The 16,390-nt window shown below is 74.3% G+C and carries 16 protein-coding genes; 10 read left to right on the forward strand and 6 right to left on the reverse strand.

The genetic code is table 11. The features are described from left to right. Positions 1-82 precede the first annotated feature (82 nt). The 5 genes from ACFWZ5_RS18340 (at position 83) to ACFWZ5_RS18360 (ending at position 4,509) form a co-directional block, all read left to right on the forward strand. On the forward strand, positions 83-1,384 hold the full coding sequence (locus ACFWZ5_RS18340; protein WP_384794671.1) for an MFS transporter: 1,302 nt from the start codon (positions 83-85) through the stop codon (positions 1,382-1,384). Further along, a complete protein-coding gene (locus tag ACFWZ5_RS18345; protein ID WP_384794673.1) occupies positions 1,381-2,169 on the forward strand; it encodes a putative hydro-lyase in 789 nt (262 codons plus the stop codon). Before ACFWZ5_RS18340 ends, ACFWZ5_RS18345 begins: the two co-directional genes overlap by 4 nt. Positions 2,170-2,231: 62 nt before the next feature. Next, entirely contained in the window at positions 2,232-2,996 is a 765-nt protein-coding gene (locus ACFWZ5_RS18350) for a LamB/YcsF family protein (protein WP_384794675.1), read from the forward strand. Beyond that, a complete protein-coding gene (locus ACFWZ5_RS18355) occupies positions 2,993-3,607 on the forward strand; it encodes an allophanate hydrolase subunit 1 (RefSeq protein WP_384794677.1) in 615 nt (204 codons plus the stop codon). Before ACFWZ5_RS18350 ends, ACFWZ5_RS18355 begins: the two co-directional genes overlap by 4 nt. Further along, positions 3,604-4,509 carry a biotin-dependent carboxyltransferase family protein gene (locus tag ACFWZ5_RS18360; protein WP_384794679.1) on the forward strand — a complete coding sequence of 302 codons (906 nt, stop codon included), beginning with the start codon at positions 3,604-3,606 and terminating at the stop codon, positions 4,507-4,509. Before ACFWZ5_RS18355 ends, ACFWZ5_RS18360 begins: the two co-directional genes overlap by 4 nt. On the opposite strand, the gene ACFWZ5_RS18365 is transcribed toward ACFWZ5_RS18360, so the two are convergent. The 5 genes from ACFWZ5_RS18365 to ACFWZ5_RS18385 form a co-directional block, all read right to left on the reverse strand. Further along, positions 4,475-5,332, reverse strand: a complete 858-nt coding sequence (locus ACFWZ5_RS18365; protein WP_384794681.1) for an SGNH/GDSL hydrolase family protein — start codon at positions 5,330-5,332, stop codon at positions 4,475-4,477. The two genes, ACFWZ5_RS18360 and ACFWZ5_RS18365, sit on opposite strands and share 35 nt — an antisense overlap. Continuing rightward, complete coding sequence (locus ACFWZ5_RS18370; protein ID WP_384794699.1) at positions 5,329-6,564, reverse strand: glycosyltransferase; 1,236 nt, start codon at positions 6,562-6,564, stop codon at positions 5,329-5,331. Before ACFWZ5_RS18370 ends, ACFWZ5_RS18365 begins: the two co-directional genes overlap by 4 nt. Before the next feature lie 137 nt (positions 6,565-6,701). Further along, a complete protein-coding gene (locus ACFWZ5_RS18375; protein ID WP_384794683.1) occupies positions 6,702-7,832 on the reverse strand; it encodes a glycosyltransferase family 4 protein in 1,131 nt (376 codons plus the stop codon). Between the two features lie 281 nt (positions 7,833-8,113). Next, positions 8,114-9,532, reverse strand: coding sequence for a HEAT repeat domain-containing protein (locus ACFWZ5_RS18380; RefSeq protein ID WP_384794685.1), 1,419 nt, complete (start codon positions 9,530-9,532; stop codon positions 8,114-8,116). Between the two features lie 299 nt (positions 9,533-9,831). Next, positions 9,832-10,224 carry an ankyrin repeat domain-containing protein gene (locus tag ACFWZ5_RS18385; protein ID WP_384794687.1) on the reverse strand — a complete coding sequence of 131 codons (393 nt, stop codon included), beginning with the start codon at positions 10,222-10,224 and terminating at the stop codon, positions 9,832-9,834. A 302-nt stretch (positions 10,225-10,526) separates the two neighbouring features. On the opposite strand from ACFWZ5_RS18385, the gene ACFWZ5_RS18390 reads away from it, so the two are divergent. Both ACFWZ5_RS18390 and ACFWZ5_RS18395 read left to right on the forward strand, forming a co-directional pair. Continuing rightward, positions 10,527-10,721 (forward strand): hypothetical protein, encoded by a 195-nt coding sequence (locus ACFWZ5_RS18390; protein WP_030674661.1) that lies wholly within the window; start codon positions 10,527-10,529, stop codon positions 10,719-10,721. Between the two features lie 55 nt (positions 10,722-10,776). Next, positions 10,777-12,372 (forward strand): hypothetical protein, encoded by a 1,596-nt coding sequence (locus ACFWZ5_RS18395; RefSeq protein ID WP_384794689.1) that lies wholly within the window; start codon positions 10,777-10,779, stop codon positions 12,370-12,372. A gap of 97 nt (positions 12,373-12,469) precedes the next feature. Here ACFWZ5_RS18395 and ACFWZ5_RS18400 read toward each other — a convergent pair whose 3' ends face one another. After that, positions 12,470-13,969 (reverse strand): PLP-dependent aminotransferase family protein, encoded by a 1,500-nt coding sequence (locus ACFWZ5_RS18400; RefSeq protein WP_384794691.1) that lies wholly within the window; start codon positions 13,967-13,969, stop codon positions 12,470-12,472. Positions 13,970-14,270: 301 nt separating this feature from the next. Here ACFWZ5_RS18400 and ACFWZ5_RS18405 point away from each other — a divergent pair, with 301 nt between their 5' ends. The 3 genes from ACFWZ5_RS18405 (at position 14,271) to ACFWZ5_RS18415 (ending at position 16,337) form a co-directional block, all read left to right on the forward strand. Beyond that, positions 14,271-14,906 carry a YitT family protein gene (locus tag ACFWZ5_RS18405; protein WP_384794701.1) on the forward strand — a complete coding sequence of 212 codons (636 nt, stop codon included), beginning with the start codon at positions 14,271-14,273 and terminating at the stop codon, positions 14,904-14,906. Then, entirely contained in the window at positions 14,903-15,670 is a 768-nt protein-coding gene (locus tag ACFWZ5_RS18410; RefSeq protein WP_384794693.1) for a glycerophosphodiester phosphodiesterase, read from the forward strand. Before ACFWZ5_RS18405 ends, ACFWZ5_RS18410 begins: the two co-directional genes overlap by 4 nt. Positions 15,671-15,962: 292 nt before the next feature. After that, entirely contained in the window at positions 15,963-16,337 is a 375-nt protein-coding gene (locus ACFWZ5_RS18415; protein ID WP_030360404.1) for an RNA polymerase-binding protein RbpA, read from the forward strand. The last annotated feature ends 53 nt before the right edge of the window (positions 16,338-16,390 follow it).

Consider the following 16,390-nt stretch of genomic DNA (forward strand, 5'->3'; position numbering starts at 1 on the left):
TCCCGTTCTCCCCGGAGCTCCCAGAGCTCCTCCAAGCTTCAGAAGCACCCTCCAGCACCGCCGACCCCTCTGCGAGGTGCCCATGAGCACGACCCCACCGCCTTCCCCGATATCCCTGGACGACCAGCGGGGCGAGGACCGACTCCCCGATGACAGCGGCGCGTTCGGCTGGCTGCGCGCCCTCGGCCCGCGCGGGCGCCGCGCCTTCGCCGGCGCCTTCGGCGGGTACGCGCTCGACTCCTACGACTACTTCACGCTGCCGCTGAGCATGGTCGCCCTGAAGGCGTACTTCGACCTGGACAGCGGCCAGACCGGCCTGTTCACCACGGTCACGCTGGTCGTCTCCGCGGTGGGCGGCGCCATCGCGGGCGTCGTCGCCGACCGCATCGGCCGCGTGAAGGCCCTGATGATCACGGTCGTCACGTACGCGGTGTTCACCGTGGCGTGCGGCTTCGCGCCCAACTACGAGACGCTGCTGGTCTTCCGCGCCCTCCAGGGACTCGGTTTCGGCGGCGAGTGGGCGGTCGGGGCCATCCTGGTCGCCGAGTACGCGAGCGCCAAGCACCGGGGCCGCACCCTCGGCGCGATCCAGAGCTCCTGGGCCGTGGGCTGGGGGCTCGCGGTGGTCGTCTACACCCTGGTGTTCCAGTTCCTCGACGACGACGCCGCCTGGCGCGTGATGTTCTGGACCGGCGCACTGCCCGCGCTGCTCGTCATCTACGTACGCCGCCATGTGCACGACGCGCCCGCGGCGGCGGCCGAGCGCGAGAAGAGCGCGCGGAAGGGGTCGTTCACGGCCATCTTCAAGCCGGACCTGCTGCGCACGACGTGCTTCGCGGTGCTGCTGTCCACCGGTGTGCAGGGCGGCTACTACACGCTCGCCACCTGGGTGCCCACCTACCTCAAGGACGACCGCGACCTGACGGTCGTCGGCACCGGCGGCTATCTCACGTTCCTCATCTCCGGAGCCTTCGTCGGCTACCTGACGGGCGGCTACCTCACCGACAAGCTGGGCCGCAAGCGGAACATCACCCTGTTCGCCTTCCTGTCGGCGGCCTGCATCGCCGCCTACACGAACATCCCGGACGGCGCCAACGGCCTTCTCCTGGTGCTCGGTTTCCCGCTGGGCTTCTGCATGTCGGCCATCTTCAGCGGCTTCGGATCCTTCCTCAGCGAGCTGTATCCGGCCGCCGTGCGCGGTACGGGACAGGGCTTCACGTACAACACCGGTCGCGCGGTGGGTGCGGTCTTCCCCACCACGGTCGGGTTCCTCGCGGACAGCTGGGGCGTGGGCGGAGCGCTGATCTTCGGAGCGATCGGTTACGCGATCGCCGTCGTCGCCCTGCTCGGCCTCCCGGAGACGCGTGGAAAGGAGCTCCTGTGACCCCCGGAGACGCACGGGTGACCCCCGGAGACGCACGGGAGCAGTTCCGTTCCGGCCTGAGCGTGCCGACCGCGGGGTGGGCCGCCGGGCACACCCAGGCGAACCTGATCTCCGTGCCCGCCGACTGGGCGTACGACATGCTGCTGTTCTGCCAGCGCAACCCGAAGCCGTGCCCGGTCCTCGACGTCACCGACGCGGGCTCCTGGTCCACCCCGCTCGCCCCGGACGCCGATCTGCGCACGGACCTGCCGCGCTACCGCGTGTGGGAGCACGGGGAGCTGGCCGACGAGCCCGGGGATGTCCGCGCGCACTGGCGCGAGGACCTGGTGTCGTTCCTCATCGGGTGCAGCTTCACCTTCGAGTGGGCGCTGTCCGCCGCGGGCGTGCCGCTGCGCCACATCGAGCAGGGCCGCAACGTCTCCATGTACGTCACCGACCGCCGGTGCCGCGACGCCGGGCGGCTGCGCGGGCCCATGGTGGTGTCGATGCGCCCGGTGCCGCCGCGGCACCTGGCGGCGGCGATCCGGGAGAGCTCCCTGCTGCCCGCAGTGCACGGCTCCCCCGTGCACTGCGGCGACCCCGCGGGGCTCGGCATCGCCGACCTCGACAAGCCCGACTTCGGCGACCCGGTGGACGCCGAGCCCGACGACATCCCGGTGTTCTGGGCGTGCGGAGTGACGCCGCAGGCCGCCGTGATGGCCTCGCGGCCGCCGTTCGCGATCACGCACGCGCCGGGGTTCATGTTCGTCACCGACGCCCGCGACGAGCAGTACCGGGTGGCCTGACCAGCACCGACGGCCCGGCCATGACGGTACGGGCCCCCTTGAGACACGGGAGCGATACGTTCATGACCTGGGCCTCGATCGACCTCAACGCCGACCTCGGCGAGGGCTTCGGACGCTGGCGGCTCACCGACGACGAGGAGCTGCTCTCCGTGGTCACCAGCGCCAATGTGGCGTGCGGCTTCCACGCGGGCGACGCGGCCACCATGCGGCGCGTGTGCGAGCGCGCCGCCGAGGGCGGGGTGCGGATCGGCGCCCAGGTGTCGTACCGCGACCTGGCGGGCTTCGGGCGGCGCGCGATGGACGTGCCGCCCGCGGAGCTCGCGGCCGAGGTGGCGTACCAGATCGGCGCCCTGGAGGTGTTCGCGCGCGCCGCGGGCACGCGCGTGGCGTACGTGAAGCCGCACGGGGCGCTGTACAACCGGGTGGTCCACGACGCCGAGCAGGCGGGTGCCGTCGTCGACGGCGTGCTGCTCGCCGACGACCGGCTCCCGGTGCTCGGGCTGCCCGGATCATGCCTCCTGGAGGCGGCGGAGAAGGCCGGACTGCCCACGGTGACCGAGGCGTTCGCGGACCGCGCGTACACCGAGGAGGGCACCCTGGTGCCGCGCGGCAGCGACGGCGCCGTCATCACGGAGGCCGACAGCGTCGTCGAACGGTCCATCGCGCTCGCCCGGTTCGGCACCGTCGCCGCCCACAGCGGCCGGCGCATCACGGTCCAGGCGCGCTCCCTGTGCCTGCACGGCGACACCCCGGGCGCGGTGGGGCTCGCCCGGCAGGTCAGGGCGCGCCTTGAGGCGGCGGGCGTGCGGGTGGAGGCCTTCGCGTGAAGGTCCTGCCCATGGGCGACCGGGCCCTGCTCGTCGAGCTGTCCGACGGGGCGGCGGCCGCGGCGCTGCACGCCGAGCTGCTGCGCCGCCGCGCGGACGGCGACCTGTCGGTACGGGAGATCGTGCCCGCGGCGCGCACGGTGCTGCTCGACGGCCTCGACGACCCGGCGCGGCTCGCGGCGCGGCTGCCCTCCTGGGAGATACCTCCGCTGCCGCCGCGCGCGCAGGACGTCCTGGAGCTCCCCGTGCGGTACGACGGCCCCGACCTGGAGGAAGTGGCGGCCCTGTGGGGTGTCCCGGTCCGGGACGTGCCGGGCATCCACGCGGCGGCCGAGTTCCGCGTCGCGTTCTGCGGGTTCGCGCCCGGCTTCGCCTATCTGACCGGCCTCGACGGCGTGCCCGACGTGCCGCGCAGGGCCACTCCGCGGACGACGGTGCCTGCGGGGTCCGTCGCCCTGGCGGGGCCGTACACCGGTGTGTACCCGCGCCCGTCGCCCGGCGGCTGGCAGCTGATCGGCTCCACGGAGGCCGTGCTGTGGGACCACGCGCGCGTACCGGCCGCGCTCCTGACTCCGGGGGCCCGGGTCCGCTTCGTGCCGGAGGCCCGATGACCGACAGGGCCTTCGCGGTCGTACGGGCCGGGGCGCTGACCACCGTGCAGGACGAGGGGCGGCCCGGCCACGCCCACCTCGGCGTGCCCCACTCCGGAGCGCTCGACCGGCCCGCCGCCGCCCTGGTGAACCGTCTCGTCGGCAACCCCTCCGACGCGGCCGTCCTGGAGACCACCCTCAACGGCTGCGCACTGCGGCCGCGTTGCGCGGTCACCGTCGCGGTGGGCGGCGCCCCGTGCCCGGTGACGGTGGACGGACGCCCCGCGCCCTGGGGAGCGGCGGTACGGGTGCGCGCCGGGGCCCTCCTGGAGGTGGGGGCCGCCGTCTCCGGAGTACGCAGCTACGTCGCCCTCAGCGGCGGCGTGGCCGTCGACCCGGTGCTCGGCAGCCGCTCCACCGACCTGCTCTCGGGCCTGGGACCGCCGCCCCTGGTGGACGGCGCGGTGCTTCCGCTCGGCGGCCTGGCGGTCACCCACGCGCGCGTGGACGTCGTTCCGCACCCGGCGCCCCCGCGCGAACTGGTGCTGCGGCTGACCGTGGGGCCCCGCGCGGACTGGTTCACCGACGCGGCCCTGCGCACGCTCACCACGCGCGCGTACCGCGTGTCGTCGTCGAGCAACCGGATCGGCCTGCGCACGGAGGGGCCCCCGCTCACGCGGGCGGTGAGCGGTGAACTGCCCAGCGAGGGCATGGTGACCGGCGCGGTCCAGGTGCCGCCGGACGGCAGACCCGTGGTGTTCCTCGCCGACCATCCGACCACGGGCGGCTACCCGGTGGTGGGGGTGGTGCGGCAGGCGGATCTCGCGGCGGCGGCGCAGGCGGTGCCGGGGACGGTGGTGCGGTTCGTGGGTGGGGGGTGGCGCCCCGTCAGGCGGCCTCCGGATGCCGCTCCGGGGTCGTAAGGGCGGCGAGGGCCGCCGTGACGGCGTGGGTGGCCCGGACGTCCAGGCCGCCGCTCGTGCCGCGTGCCCAGTGCCGTACCTCCGTCACGGCCAGACCGAGCAGTTGGGGCAGCAAGTCGGTGCAGCGCCGGGCGACCCACCCGGTGCCTGCCGTGGCCAGCCACCACAGGCTCTCCGACGCCGTGGGGACCGGCTGTTCGGGCGCGCACCCGGGCGCGGTGCCCAGGGCCAGGCCCTCGGCGGCGAGGAGGGCGTGGAAGCGGGCGGCGAACACCCGGTGCCCGCGCTCCCCGGGGTGCAGCCGGTCCGCGCTCCACAGGGTGCGGTCGCGGACCCACTCCTCGCCCGCGGCGTGCAGGTGCAGGGCGCCGTGGCGCTCGGACAGGGCGTGGACGACCGCGTTGACCGCCCGCTGCCGCCGGGCCAGCGGGCGGCCGAGCGCTCCCGGAAGCCCGAGCATCGCCCCGGGGTCGGGCAGGCAGGCGGTCAGCAGCACCGCGCCGCCCGCCGTGAACGCGCCGTAGACCTCGTCGAGGCGCGCGGCCACGGCCGGGAGGTCGAAGGTGCGGCGCAGGGTGTCGTTGACGCCGACCACGACGGAGACGAGGCCGGGCCGCAGGGCGAGCGCCGCGGGCGTCTGGCGGTGCAGGACGTCCCAGGTCTGGGCGCCGTTGGCCGCCACGTTGTGGAACTCCACGGTCTGGCCGGGCGCTCCGAGTGACGCCGCGAGCAGCGCGGCCCAGCCCCGCCATCCGCCCGCCACGGGGTCGCCCACTCCCGCGGTGAGCGAGTCGCCGAGGGCCACGTAGGTCAGGGTGCTCATCCGCCACCGCCGTGCCGTCCGGCGGCGTCCGGGAGCCGCGGCGCGCGCCCCTCGGCGGCGTGAGCGTCGGTGCCGGACACCGGACCGGGGACTCCGGCAGCCCCGGCCTCGTGCGCGGCCAGGAACGCCGCCACCGCCGCGTCCCACCCGAAGCACTCCGCACGCGCGCGTGCCGCCGCTCGCCGTTCCCCTTCCAGCCGGGCGAGCACGGCCCGCACCGCGTCCGCGAAGGCGTCCGCCGTGTCGGCGGCCGCGGCACCCGCACCGCCCACGATCTCCGGCAGCGCGGACGAGGCACTGGCCACCACCGGTGTCCCGCACGCCAGGGCTTCGAGGGCGGCGAGCCCGAACGTCTCGCAGGGGCCGGGGGCCAGGCACACGTCGGCGGTGGACTGCAGCGCGCCGAGCGCGGCGCGGTCCGCGACGTGCCCGAGGAACGTCACCGGCAACCGCCGCTCCCGCGCCCGCTGTTCGAGCCGCGGCCGCAGCGGGCCGTCCCCGGCGACGACGAGGACCGCGGGCACACCGCGCCCGCGCAGCGCCTCCAGGGCGTCGAGGGCCGTACCGGGCCGCTTCTCCACGGAGAGCCGGGAGCACATCAGGAGGAGAGCGTCGTCCACGCGCGCGTACCGGTCCCGTACGCGTGGATCGCCGAGCCCCGGATGCCGCTCCCGCAGGTCGACGCCCAGCGGGGCCCGTACGACATTGCCCGCGCCGATCCGTACGAACTCACGCTCCGCCCACTCAGTGGTGCACACCACGCGCGCGTAGGCGTGTGCGGTACGGGTGTTGAGGGCGTCGGCCGCGCGCCGTGCCGCGGCCGGTGGCAGCCCCCAGGTGCGCATGACGGCGTCCGCCGCTTCGTGGGAGACCATCACGGCCGGGACCCGGGCGCGCCGTGCCCACGCGCCGGTCCAGCGGAGGGTGGTGCGGTCGGACACTTCGATGCGGTCGGGCGCGATGCGCTCCAGGAGGCGGGTCAGGCCGCGCCGGTCGGCGAGGACCCGGTAGCCGCCGGTGCCGGGGAGTACGGGTCCGGGCAGCGTCACGACCCGCCCCTGCTCGGTGTCCCGCACCCCGGCCCGCTCGCCCGGCACGATCAGGACGGGCTCGTGCCCCGCGGCCAGGTAGCCGCGGCCGAGCTCCCGCAGGGCGGTGCGCAGGCCGCCCGACGAGGGGGTGACGAAGTTGGCGAGCCGCACGATCCGCAGGGGCCCGGTGTCCCGCACCATCCGCAGCGGCCCCGTGTCCCGTGCCTTCCGCAACGGCCCCGCACCCCGGGCGGTCGACAGCCGCCCCCCTTCCTGCACGGCGCCCACCTCCCGCGCTGCCCCCGGCACCCCAGTGCCCCAAGGCCCCGCTCCCGCCGTCATGCCGCCACCACCGTCCGCTCGGCGAGCACCTCTTCGTAGTGCCCGATGAGCTGCTCCCCGACGGCGTCCCACGTGCGGCCCTCGACGGCGGCGCGCCCGGCGGCGCCGTACGCCGCCCGCAGCCCCGGGTCGGCGGCCATGGCCCAGACGGCGTCCCGTACGGCATCCGCGTCGCCCGGCACGACGAGGCTGCCGGTGCGTCCGGGCACCACGAGGTCCAGCGGGCCGCCGACGGCGGGCGCGACCACCGGCACGCCGCTGGCCATGGCCTCCTGGACGGTCTGGCAGAACGTCTCGAGGGGGCCGGTGTGCACGAAGACGTCCAAGGAGGCGAAGATCCGGGCGAGTTCGTCCCCCGTGCGGCGGCCGAGGAACAGGGCGCCGGGCAGCGCCGTACGCAGGGCACCGGCGCTCGGCCCGTCGCCCACGACGACCACGCGCACCCCGTCGAGGCCGCACACCGCCGACAGGAGCTCGACGTGCTTCTCCGGGGCGAGGCGGCCGACGTAGCCGACGATCAGCTCGCCGCCGGGGGCGAGTTCGCGCCGTACCTCCGTGTCCCGCAGGGCGGGGCGGAACCGTTCGGTGTCCACGCCGCGCGGCCACAGCCGCACCCTGGGCACGCCGTGCGCCACCAGGTCGGTGAGGGCCGCGGTGGACGGGGCGAGCGTGCGGTCGGCGGCGGCGTGGACGGTGCGGATGCGGCGCCAGGCCGTGGCCTCGCCCATGCCCATGTAGGTGCGCGCGTAGCCGCCGAGGTCGGTCTGGTAGACGGCGACGGTGGGGAGGTCCTGGCGGGAGGCGGCGGCCATGCCCCGGGCGCCGAGCACGAACGGGCTGGCCAGATGGACGAGTTCGGCCCGGTGCGCGCTCAGGGCTGCGGCCAGGCGCCGACTGGGCAGCGCCACTCTGACCTGTGGGTAGCCGGGCAGTGGCAGCGAGGGGACACGGACGACGGGGCACGGCCCTTCGGTGTCGGGCCCGTCGGCGGTGGCGTGGGCGGGCGCGGGGGCGACGACGAGGGGGTCGTGGCCGCGGGCGACGAGCTGCCGCGCGGTCTGCAGGGCGCAGTGCGACACGCCGTTGACGTCGGGCGGGAAGGATTCGGTGACGATGACGACACGCATACCGGTGTTGTCGTCAGACCGGGCGTGCCCACGTCAAAGTGGATCTTTCCTGACGAGGAACGTCCCATGAGCGTTGCGCTCCGCGGGCGGCTCCATGGACCGCGCACCAGGCACCTTCACTGAGCGCGCACCAGCCCACTCCGCGGGCCGCTCCACAGCCCGCCCCGCGGAACCGGGACGTGCCCGCCGGACCTCGTCCGACGGGCACGACGGCGCCTCAGGCCACGAACACCTCAGGCCACATACACCTCAAGCCGCAGCCACCGCAGACCGCGACCGCTTCAGACCGCAGGCGCGTCAGGCCCGATCCGGCTCCGTACCGCCGACTGCACGTCGTCCTCCTCGGCGGGATCCGCGGCGAGCCTTCTGAGCTGGGCGACGACGCGGGCGTCACCGGTCTCGGCGTGCCGGGCGGCGACTTCGCGGGTGGACTCCTCGCAGTCCCAGAGGCACTCGACGGCGAAGCCGGAGGCGAAGGAGGGGTCCGTGGCGGCGAGCGCGCGGGCGGCGCGGCCCCGCAGGTGGGACGACGCGGTCTCGCGATAGACATGGCGCAGGACGGGGGCCGCGCAGCCGATGCCGAGGCGGCCCGCCCCGTCGACGAGCGGCCACAGTGACGGCGCGTCGGGGCCTTCGCCGCGCACCGCCTCGCGCAGCGCGGTGAGCACCAGGCCGCTGTCCTGGGCGCCGCCGCGGCAGGCGAGCACACGCCCGGCGGCGGCACCGAGCACGTCGGGACGCCCGACCCACTGGCGGGCCCGCTCCACGGCGGCGACGGAGCGCATCCGCTCGAAGGTCTCGGCCGCCACGTCCACGACGGCGCGCGACGGGCTCAGCGCGGCTTCTTCCAGGAGGTCGAGTACTTCGGGGTCGTGCGCGTCGGCCAGATAGCGCAAGGCCGTGCCGCGCGCCCCGTCCGAGCCGTGCCGCGCCGCCTCGACGATCTCGGCCCGGTCCTCGGGCCCGGCGACGGCACCGAGGCAGCGGGCGGCCGGCACATGCAGCACGGCGCCGCGCTCAAGCCCTTCCTGTGCCCAGGCGAGGACGGCCTGGACGCTCCATCCGGGGCGTGGCCCCGATGGCTCCATCTGGCGCTGCCAGCGGTCGAAGGACCCCCGCTCGCGGGCCGCCCGCACGCGGGCGCCGACCTCCGGGCGCGGATCCTCGGCCCACAGCCGCCAGGGCCGTGGCTCGAAGGCGTCCCGTACGGCGGCGGCGAGGGCGGCCTCGCCCTCGGCGTCCCGGGGGAATCTGGCGAGCACGGGACCGGCGAGGTCCCGCAGGCCCGCGTCGTCGTCGCGCAGGGCCAGCTCGTCCAGGGCCCAGGCCCAGTTCGTGCCGGACTCGGCGTACCTGCGCAGCAGCCGCAGGGCGTCGAGCCGGTCGTAGGACGCGAGGTGGCCGAGCACGGAGAGCGCGAGTCCCGTGCGGGAGTCGTCCGTGACCATGACGTCGTCGGGGTCGAAGAGGTGGCGCTCGATGGCGCCGAGCCCGCCGTTCAGATCGAGGTACAGGCGGGCGTAGTACAGCGAGCGGTTCTCCACCTGCCAGTCGTGCCGCGGGTCGTTCAGCACACAGTGGTCGAGGGCGGAGAGCGCCTCGGGTCGTGGTGCGGTGAGCGCGTGCAGCGTGCCGTCGCCGCGGCCCCGCTGCAGCAGGCCGAGCAGCGTACCGCTGGGCGCTATGACCGGTTCGAACATGGGAAACAGCCTCACATCAAGCGTCGACGCAACCGGGAATCTGCATTACCTGGCCGTGCGCCAACACGTCGGGCCGCCCGCCGTCTCTTGCTTGTTGAAGACCATTTTCCTCTGCCTCTCGTCGGTGGCCCGGAGGTTCCCGGACGCCAAGTCCGGGGCCGAGCCGCTCACGGGCCACGCGCTGCGGCACTACCTGCCCCGACGCTGCGTCCGTGAATCACGTCGTCATGATGACCCAGCGGTTCCGCCCGCCGCGACCACATTTCCGGCGCCCCCGTCGCACCAGGTCGGCTACCCGCTCAGGCGGCGCCGAACAGCGTGAGCAGCTCCGCCTTGTCGAACATCCGTGCGGTGTCGATCGCCGACGGCGTACCCGCGGCCGGATCGGCGCCCCCGTCCAGGAGGGCACGGACCACGTCGTCGGCGCCCTTGAAGACGGCGCCCGCGAGCGGGGTCTGGCCCTTGTCGTTGGCGCGGTTGGTGTCGGCGCCGCGCTCGACGAGGGCCCGGACCGCGGCCGCGTGGCCGTGGTAGGCGGCGAGCATGACCAGTGAGTCACCACTGCCGTTGGTGAGGTCCACGGGGACGCCCGCGTCGACGTACGCGGCGAGGGCGTCGGCGTCGCCGCCGCGCGCCAGATCGAAGATCTTGCCCGCCAGCTCCACGACCTCGGGGTCGGGGGCTTCGCTCATGGTGCTGACCGCCTTTCGCGCTGCGCCTGGGACCGTACTGACCCGCCGCTGCCCAGCAGTGCAGCCGTACGAGTGAACCGACAGGGTACTGCGCGTCACGGCACATGACCGACCGCGTACGCGGCAAAGCTCACGCCGTGCGGCCGACGCCGCCCCCACCCCGCCACCGTCGGCGCAGCAAGCCGCCGCCATCCGGGGGAAATATCGAGAATTTCCCCCATTTGCACCTCATGCCATATGGATACATGCTGTGAGCCTGGAAGTACTGATGGTGACTGTCCCCCTCGATCAGGAGAACCCCCATGGTCCTGTCCATCTCCGGTGTCGTGCTGCTCGGCATCATCGTCTTCCTCTTCTTCCGCAAGGACGGGCTGAAGGCGTCCCACGCGCTGGTCTGCGCCCTCTTCGGCTTCTTCCTGGCGGGCACCGCCATCGCGCCGAGCATCCAGGCGGGCAGCGCGAGCCTCGCGAGCCTGCTCGGCGGGATCAAGTTCTGACGGCTGCCCACGGCCGCCCCCTCACCACCTCAAGCACCACCCCCAGGAGACCGACGTGGCCCGGCGCCCCCTCCCCCGCATCCTGAGCACCGGCACCGCCCAGATCGCCCGGGGCCGGGAGCACATCGCCCGCAGCCGCGAGCTGGCCCGGTCGGCCGCGGACAGCGCCACCGACGTCCTCCATCCGCTGATCACGATCACCCGCGGACTGCGCCGCCTCGCCGGAGCCGGGCGGCGCAAGTGGTCCGCCACCCCCAAGGACCGGCGCGGGCCGCTGCTGTTCCTGGTGGCGTCCGTGATCCTCGTCGTGGCGCTCATCCCGTACGGCCCGCTGCTCGCCGTCATCTGCCTCATGGCGGCCGCGGCCTGGACCGGCCGCGAGCGCAGCGCGCCGGAGCCCACCGGCCCCGACGACGGACAGGTCCAGCGCCTGCAGTCCCTCTACGAAGCGCTCGTCCCGTACTTCTCCGTCCCCGAGGACCCGAGCCCGCTCTTCGCACACGGCGGCGAGTGGGAACAGGCCTTCCCCGCGTACGAGTTCGACGCGACCGGCCGCATCTCCCACCTGGTCGTGCGCTACCCCGCGTACTTCACGGACGGCGAGGCCGACTCCCGCGCGCGCATCGAACAGCTGCTGCACGCCAAGTCGGGCCGCGGCCGCGAGTACCACTTCGCCTGGGACGAGGAGGGCAACACGCTCACCGTGACCGTCCTCCCGCCCCTGCCCACCGACATCGCCGCCCAGCGCTTCGTCACCGCGCCGGGCGAGACCGTGCTCGGCTTCACCGACCCCACCTCCGTCCAGCGCACCCTGCCGGTGGCCGACGGCGACGAGCAGCGCGACGTCCCGCCCGTGGTGTGGCGCACCGGCCCCCGCTCGACCGAACCGCACCTGCTCGTCCTCGGCAGACCCGGCAGCGGCACCACGACCCTGCTGCGCTCGATCGCCCTGCAGGCACTCCAGTACGGGGACGTCGTCGTCATCGAGGGCAGCGGCACCGGCGACCACGCGTGCCTCACCGGGCGCGACGGAGTCCTCGCCGTCGAGTGCGGGCTCGCCGGGGCGCTCGCGAGCCTTGAGTGGGCGGCGCACGAGACGGAGCGGCGGCTCATCGCGGCCAACCGCGCACGGCAGGCGGGCCACCCGCCGCCCGACGACATCAAGCGCCCCCTGTGGATCCTGCTCGACCACCCCGGCACACTCGGCCACCTGGCCGCCGCCGACGGCCACCGGGACCCCCAGTCACTGCTCCCCGTACCCCTGCGGCACGGCCGCGCCGCGGGCGTCACCGTCGTCGTGGCCGAGCAGCTCGACAACCTGGACACCCTGAGCGACGCCGTACGCCAGCACACCCGCGCGCGGGTGGTGCTCGGCCCGGCCACCCCCGACCAGCTGGAGGAGGCCCTGGGCGCCCCGCCGCCCACCACCCCCACGGCGGACGCACCCCCCGGACGCGGATACGCCCGGCTCGGCACCGGCCCGGTGCACCGCCTCCAGGTCCCGGCGACCCCGGACCCGTACGACGACGCGACGAGCGAGGCCCACCGCCGTGCCGTGATGGAGCTGCTCCCGGAGCGCACGACGCCCGCGGACGGGCCGCTCAGCGGGGCACGCGGGGCCACCGAGGAAGCAGCGGTCGCCGACAGCTGACGGCCGGCTCACGAAATCTCAAAGCTGAACGCTGAAACGCTCAAGACTGAGATATTGAAGGCTGAAAGCCGCGGCTCACAGCGCCGCATCCGTGGCCTCACGCCACGAACGAGTGCGGCGACTGCACCCCCGTCCCCGCTCCCGTCTCCACAAGCCGTGCCGCCGCCGCGAGTCGTACGGCGGCTTCCTCCGCGACCGCCCCGCCGACGGTGAACGGCAGCCGTACGTACCCTTCGAAGGCGCCGTCCACACCGAATCGGGGCCCTGAGGGCACCCGGACGCCCACGCGCTCGCCGACCTCCGCGAGCCGCGAGCCGGAGAGGCCGCCGGTGCGCACCCACAGGGTCAGGCCGCCGCGCGGCACGTCGAACTCCCAGTCGGGCAGTTCGCGGCGTACGGCGGCGACCAGGGCATCGCGGTTGTCGCGGGCCTGGGCCCTGCGGACGTCGACGGCCTCGCGCCAGCCGCCGGTGGTGAGCAGCCAGTTGACGGCGAGCTGTTCCAGGACGGGCGTGCCGAGGTCGGCGTACGCGCGGGCGGCCACCAGGCTGCGGATCACGTCGGGCGCCGCCCGGACCCAGCCGATGCGCATGCCCGCCCAGAAGGCCTTGCTCGCGGAGCCGACGGTGATGACGGTGGCGCCCGCGGGGTCGAATCCGCAGACCGGGCGCGGCAGCTCCACGTCGTCGTCGAGGCGCAGCTCGCTCATCGTCTCGTCGACGACGAGGACGGTGCCCGCGGAGCGGGCGGCGTCGACGAGGCGGCGGCGCTGGTCCTCGTCGGCGAGGGCACCGGTGGGGTTGTGGAAGTCGGCGACGACGTACGCGAGGCGAGGCGCGGCGTCCCGCAGGACCTGCCGCCAGCGGTCCAGGTCCCAGCCGCCGAGGCCTTCGGACATGGCGACGGGCACGAGGCGTGCGCCCGCCTCGCGCATCAGCTGGAGGATGTTGGCGTACGACGGCGACTCGACGGCGATGCGTTCGCCGCGGCCCGCGAAGAGGTGGCAGATGGCGTCGATGGCCCCCATGGCGCCGGTGGTGACCATGATCTGCTCGGGCATGGTCGGGATGCCGCGGGCGGTGTAGCGCTCGGCGAGCATGGCACGCAGGGCGGGCAGGCCCGCGGGGTAGTCGCCGTGGGTGTGGGCGTAGGGCGGGAGTTCTTCCAGGGCGCCCTGTACGGAGCGGGTGAGCCAGGGTTCGGGTGCGGGCAGCGCGGCGCAGCCGAGGTCGATCATGGAGCCGAGCGCTTCGGGGGGCAGGGGTTCGAGCCCGCGCGCGGGCAGAGGGTTACCTGCGGGTACAGCGGTCCAGCTGCCCGCTCCCCTGCGGGACTCCAGGAACCCTTCGGCGCGCAGCGCCTCGTACGCGGCCGCGACGGTGGTGCGGCTCACGGACAGCGCGACCGCGAGTTCCCGCTCGGCAGGCAGGCGCGCGGCCACGGGAACGCGTCCCTCTAGGACGAGGAGCCTGATGCCGTCGGCGAGGGCGCGGTACGCGGGCGGGCGCCGGGAGCCCGTGCCCGCGGGGCGCGCCTGCTGGGAGGTGAGCAGCCGGGCGAGCTGGGTCGACCCCACCGCCGATGTCCACTGAGCCATGATCCCAGTCCACCTTCATCGAATTGGCCATGGTTGGCGCCTTGCGCCAAGCCACAGAGTGTCATGCATCAGGCCACTACCACCACGGGGGTATCTCTTGTCCACGGCGAAATCAGGCCCTTCGACCACATCGGAGGCGTCCACCTCGGAGCCGTCCACATCGGAGGCGGCCACATCGGAGTCATCCGCGTCGGAGCCGCCCACGCCGGACCCGTCGGCGTCGGCGCCATCGGACTCGGCGGGCTCAGCGGCGTCGGCGCCCTCCGGCGGGGGCGGCACGCGGCGGTTCGGCGGGCGGCAGCTGTCGCGCCGGCTGGTGCAGCTGTACGTCGGTCTCGCCCTGTACGGCGCGAGCTCGGCGCTCCTCGTGCGCTCGGGCCTCGGCCTGGAGCCGTGGAACGTCCTGCACCAGGGCGTGGCCGAGCGGACCGGGATGTCGATCGGCGTCGTGTCGATCTTCGTGGGGGCCGCGGTGCTGCTGCTGTGGATCCCGCTGCGGCAGCGGCCGGGTCTCGGCACGGTGTCGAACGTCTTCGTGGTGGGCCTCGCGATGGACGGCACGCTCGCGCTCGTCCCCGACGCCCACGCGCTGGGCGTCCGCATCCCGCTGCTGGTGGCGGGCATCGTCCTGAACGGCGTGGCGACCGGCCTGTACATCGCGGCCAAGTTCGGTCCGGGCCCGCGCGACGGCCTGATGACGGGGCTGCACGAGCGCACGGGCCGGTCGATCCGGCTGATGCGCACGTGCGTGGAGGTGGCGGTGGTCGTCACGGGCTTCGCGCTCGGCGGGACGCTCGGCGTGGGCACGGTCCTGTACGCCCTGGGCATCGGGCCGCTCGCCCAGTTCTTCCTGCGCCTGTTCGCCGTGCCCGCGCCGTCCGCGGGTGGCGTGGTGGCCGCCGGGGCGCCGTCGGGGCGGGCGATACTGCAACGGTGACCACGCGCGTACGCCATCCCTATCTCGACCATCCGGGACCGATCGCCTTCGCCCACCGGGGCGGGGCGGCCGACGGCCTGGAGAACACCGGTGCCGCGTTCCGGCGCGCCGTCGACGCGGGCTACCGCTATATCGAGACGGATGTGCACGCCACGTCGGACGGCCTGCTCGTCGCCTTCCACGACGCCACGCTCGACCGGGTCACGGACGCGACGGGGCGGATCGCGGACCTGCCGTGGAGCGAGGTGCGCCACGCGCGCGTGGCGGGCCGCGAGCCGGTGCCGCTCTTCGAGGAGCTCCTGGAGGCGTTCCCGCAGGTGCGCTGGAACGTGGACGTGAAGGCCGAGCCCGCGCTGCTGCCCCTCATCGACCTGGTCGAGCGCACCCGCTCCTGGGACCGCGTCTGCGTCGGTTCGTTCTCGGAGGCGCGGGTGGCACGGGCGCAGCGGCTCGCGGGCCCGCGGCTCGCCACGTCGTTCGGCACGCGCGGGGTCCTCGGTCTGCGGCTCCGCTCGCTGGGTGTGCCGGCGACGCCGCGGGTCTCCGCGGTGTGCGCCCAGGTGCCCGAGTCGCAGTCGGGGGTCCGGGTGGTCGACCACCGCTTCGTCCGCACCGCCCACGCGCGCGGGCTGCAGGTGCACGTGTGGACCATCAACGACGCGGACCGCATGCACGCCCTGCTCGACCTGGGGGTCGACGGCATCATGACGGATCACATCGAGACGCTGCGCGAGGTCCTCGAGGACCGGGGGACCTGGGTCTGACCGCGGAATCGCGTCACTTGCGGGGGCCGGATTTAGCAACCGGCGGCGAAGGCCGGTAGTGTACGCCTTTGGCCTACCAGGCGGACCGTTACTGCGCGCTGAGCTTTCAGGAACGCGGAGTGACATCTGCTGCCAGATGTGACAAACCGGGCGCCTGTGGGTACAACAAGGGGCGGCATACGACGGCGACGCATGACCCTGAACGGGAATCTTTACCGCCGACCGGACGTTGACCGGATGACGACGACAGCGACACCTGTCCTGTGGGCGACAAGCCCGGGAGGCACGATTCATGAGTGAGCGAGCTCTTCGCGGCACGCGCCTCGTGGTGACCAGCTACGAGACCGACCGCGGCATCGACCTGGCTCCGCGCCAGGCCGTGGAGTACGCATGCCAGAACGGACATCGATTCGAGATGCCGTTCTCGGTGGAGGCGGAGATCCCGCCGGAGTGGGAGTGCAAGGTCTGCGGGGCCCAGGCACTTCTCGTGGACGGCGACGGACCTGAGGAGAAGAAGGGCAAGCCCGCGCGTACGCACTGGGACATGCTCATGGAGCGCCGTACTCGAGAAGAGCTCGAGGAAGTCCTCGAGGAGCGCCTTGCGGTTCTCAGGTCTGGCGCCATGAACATCGCGGTGCATCCGCGGGACAGCCGCAAGTCGGCCTAGGCGCGCGGCGGTTCAGAAGAACGACGAGGGCGGGCCCACTGCTGTGCAGTGGG

It is taken from the genome of Streptomyces sp. NPDC059003, from assembly GCF_042740445.1.
Classification (GTDB): Bacteria; Actinomycetota; Actinomycetes; order Streptomycetales; family Streptomycetaceae; genus Streptomyces.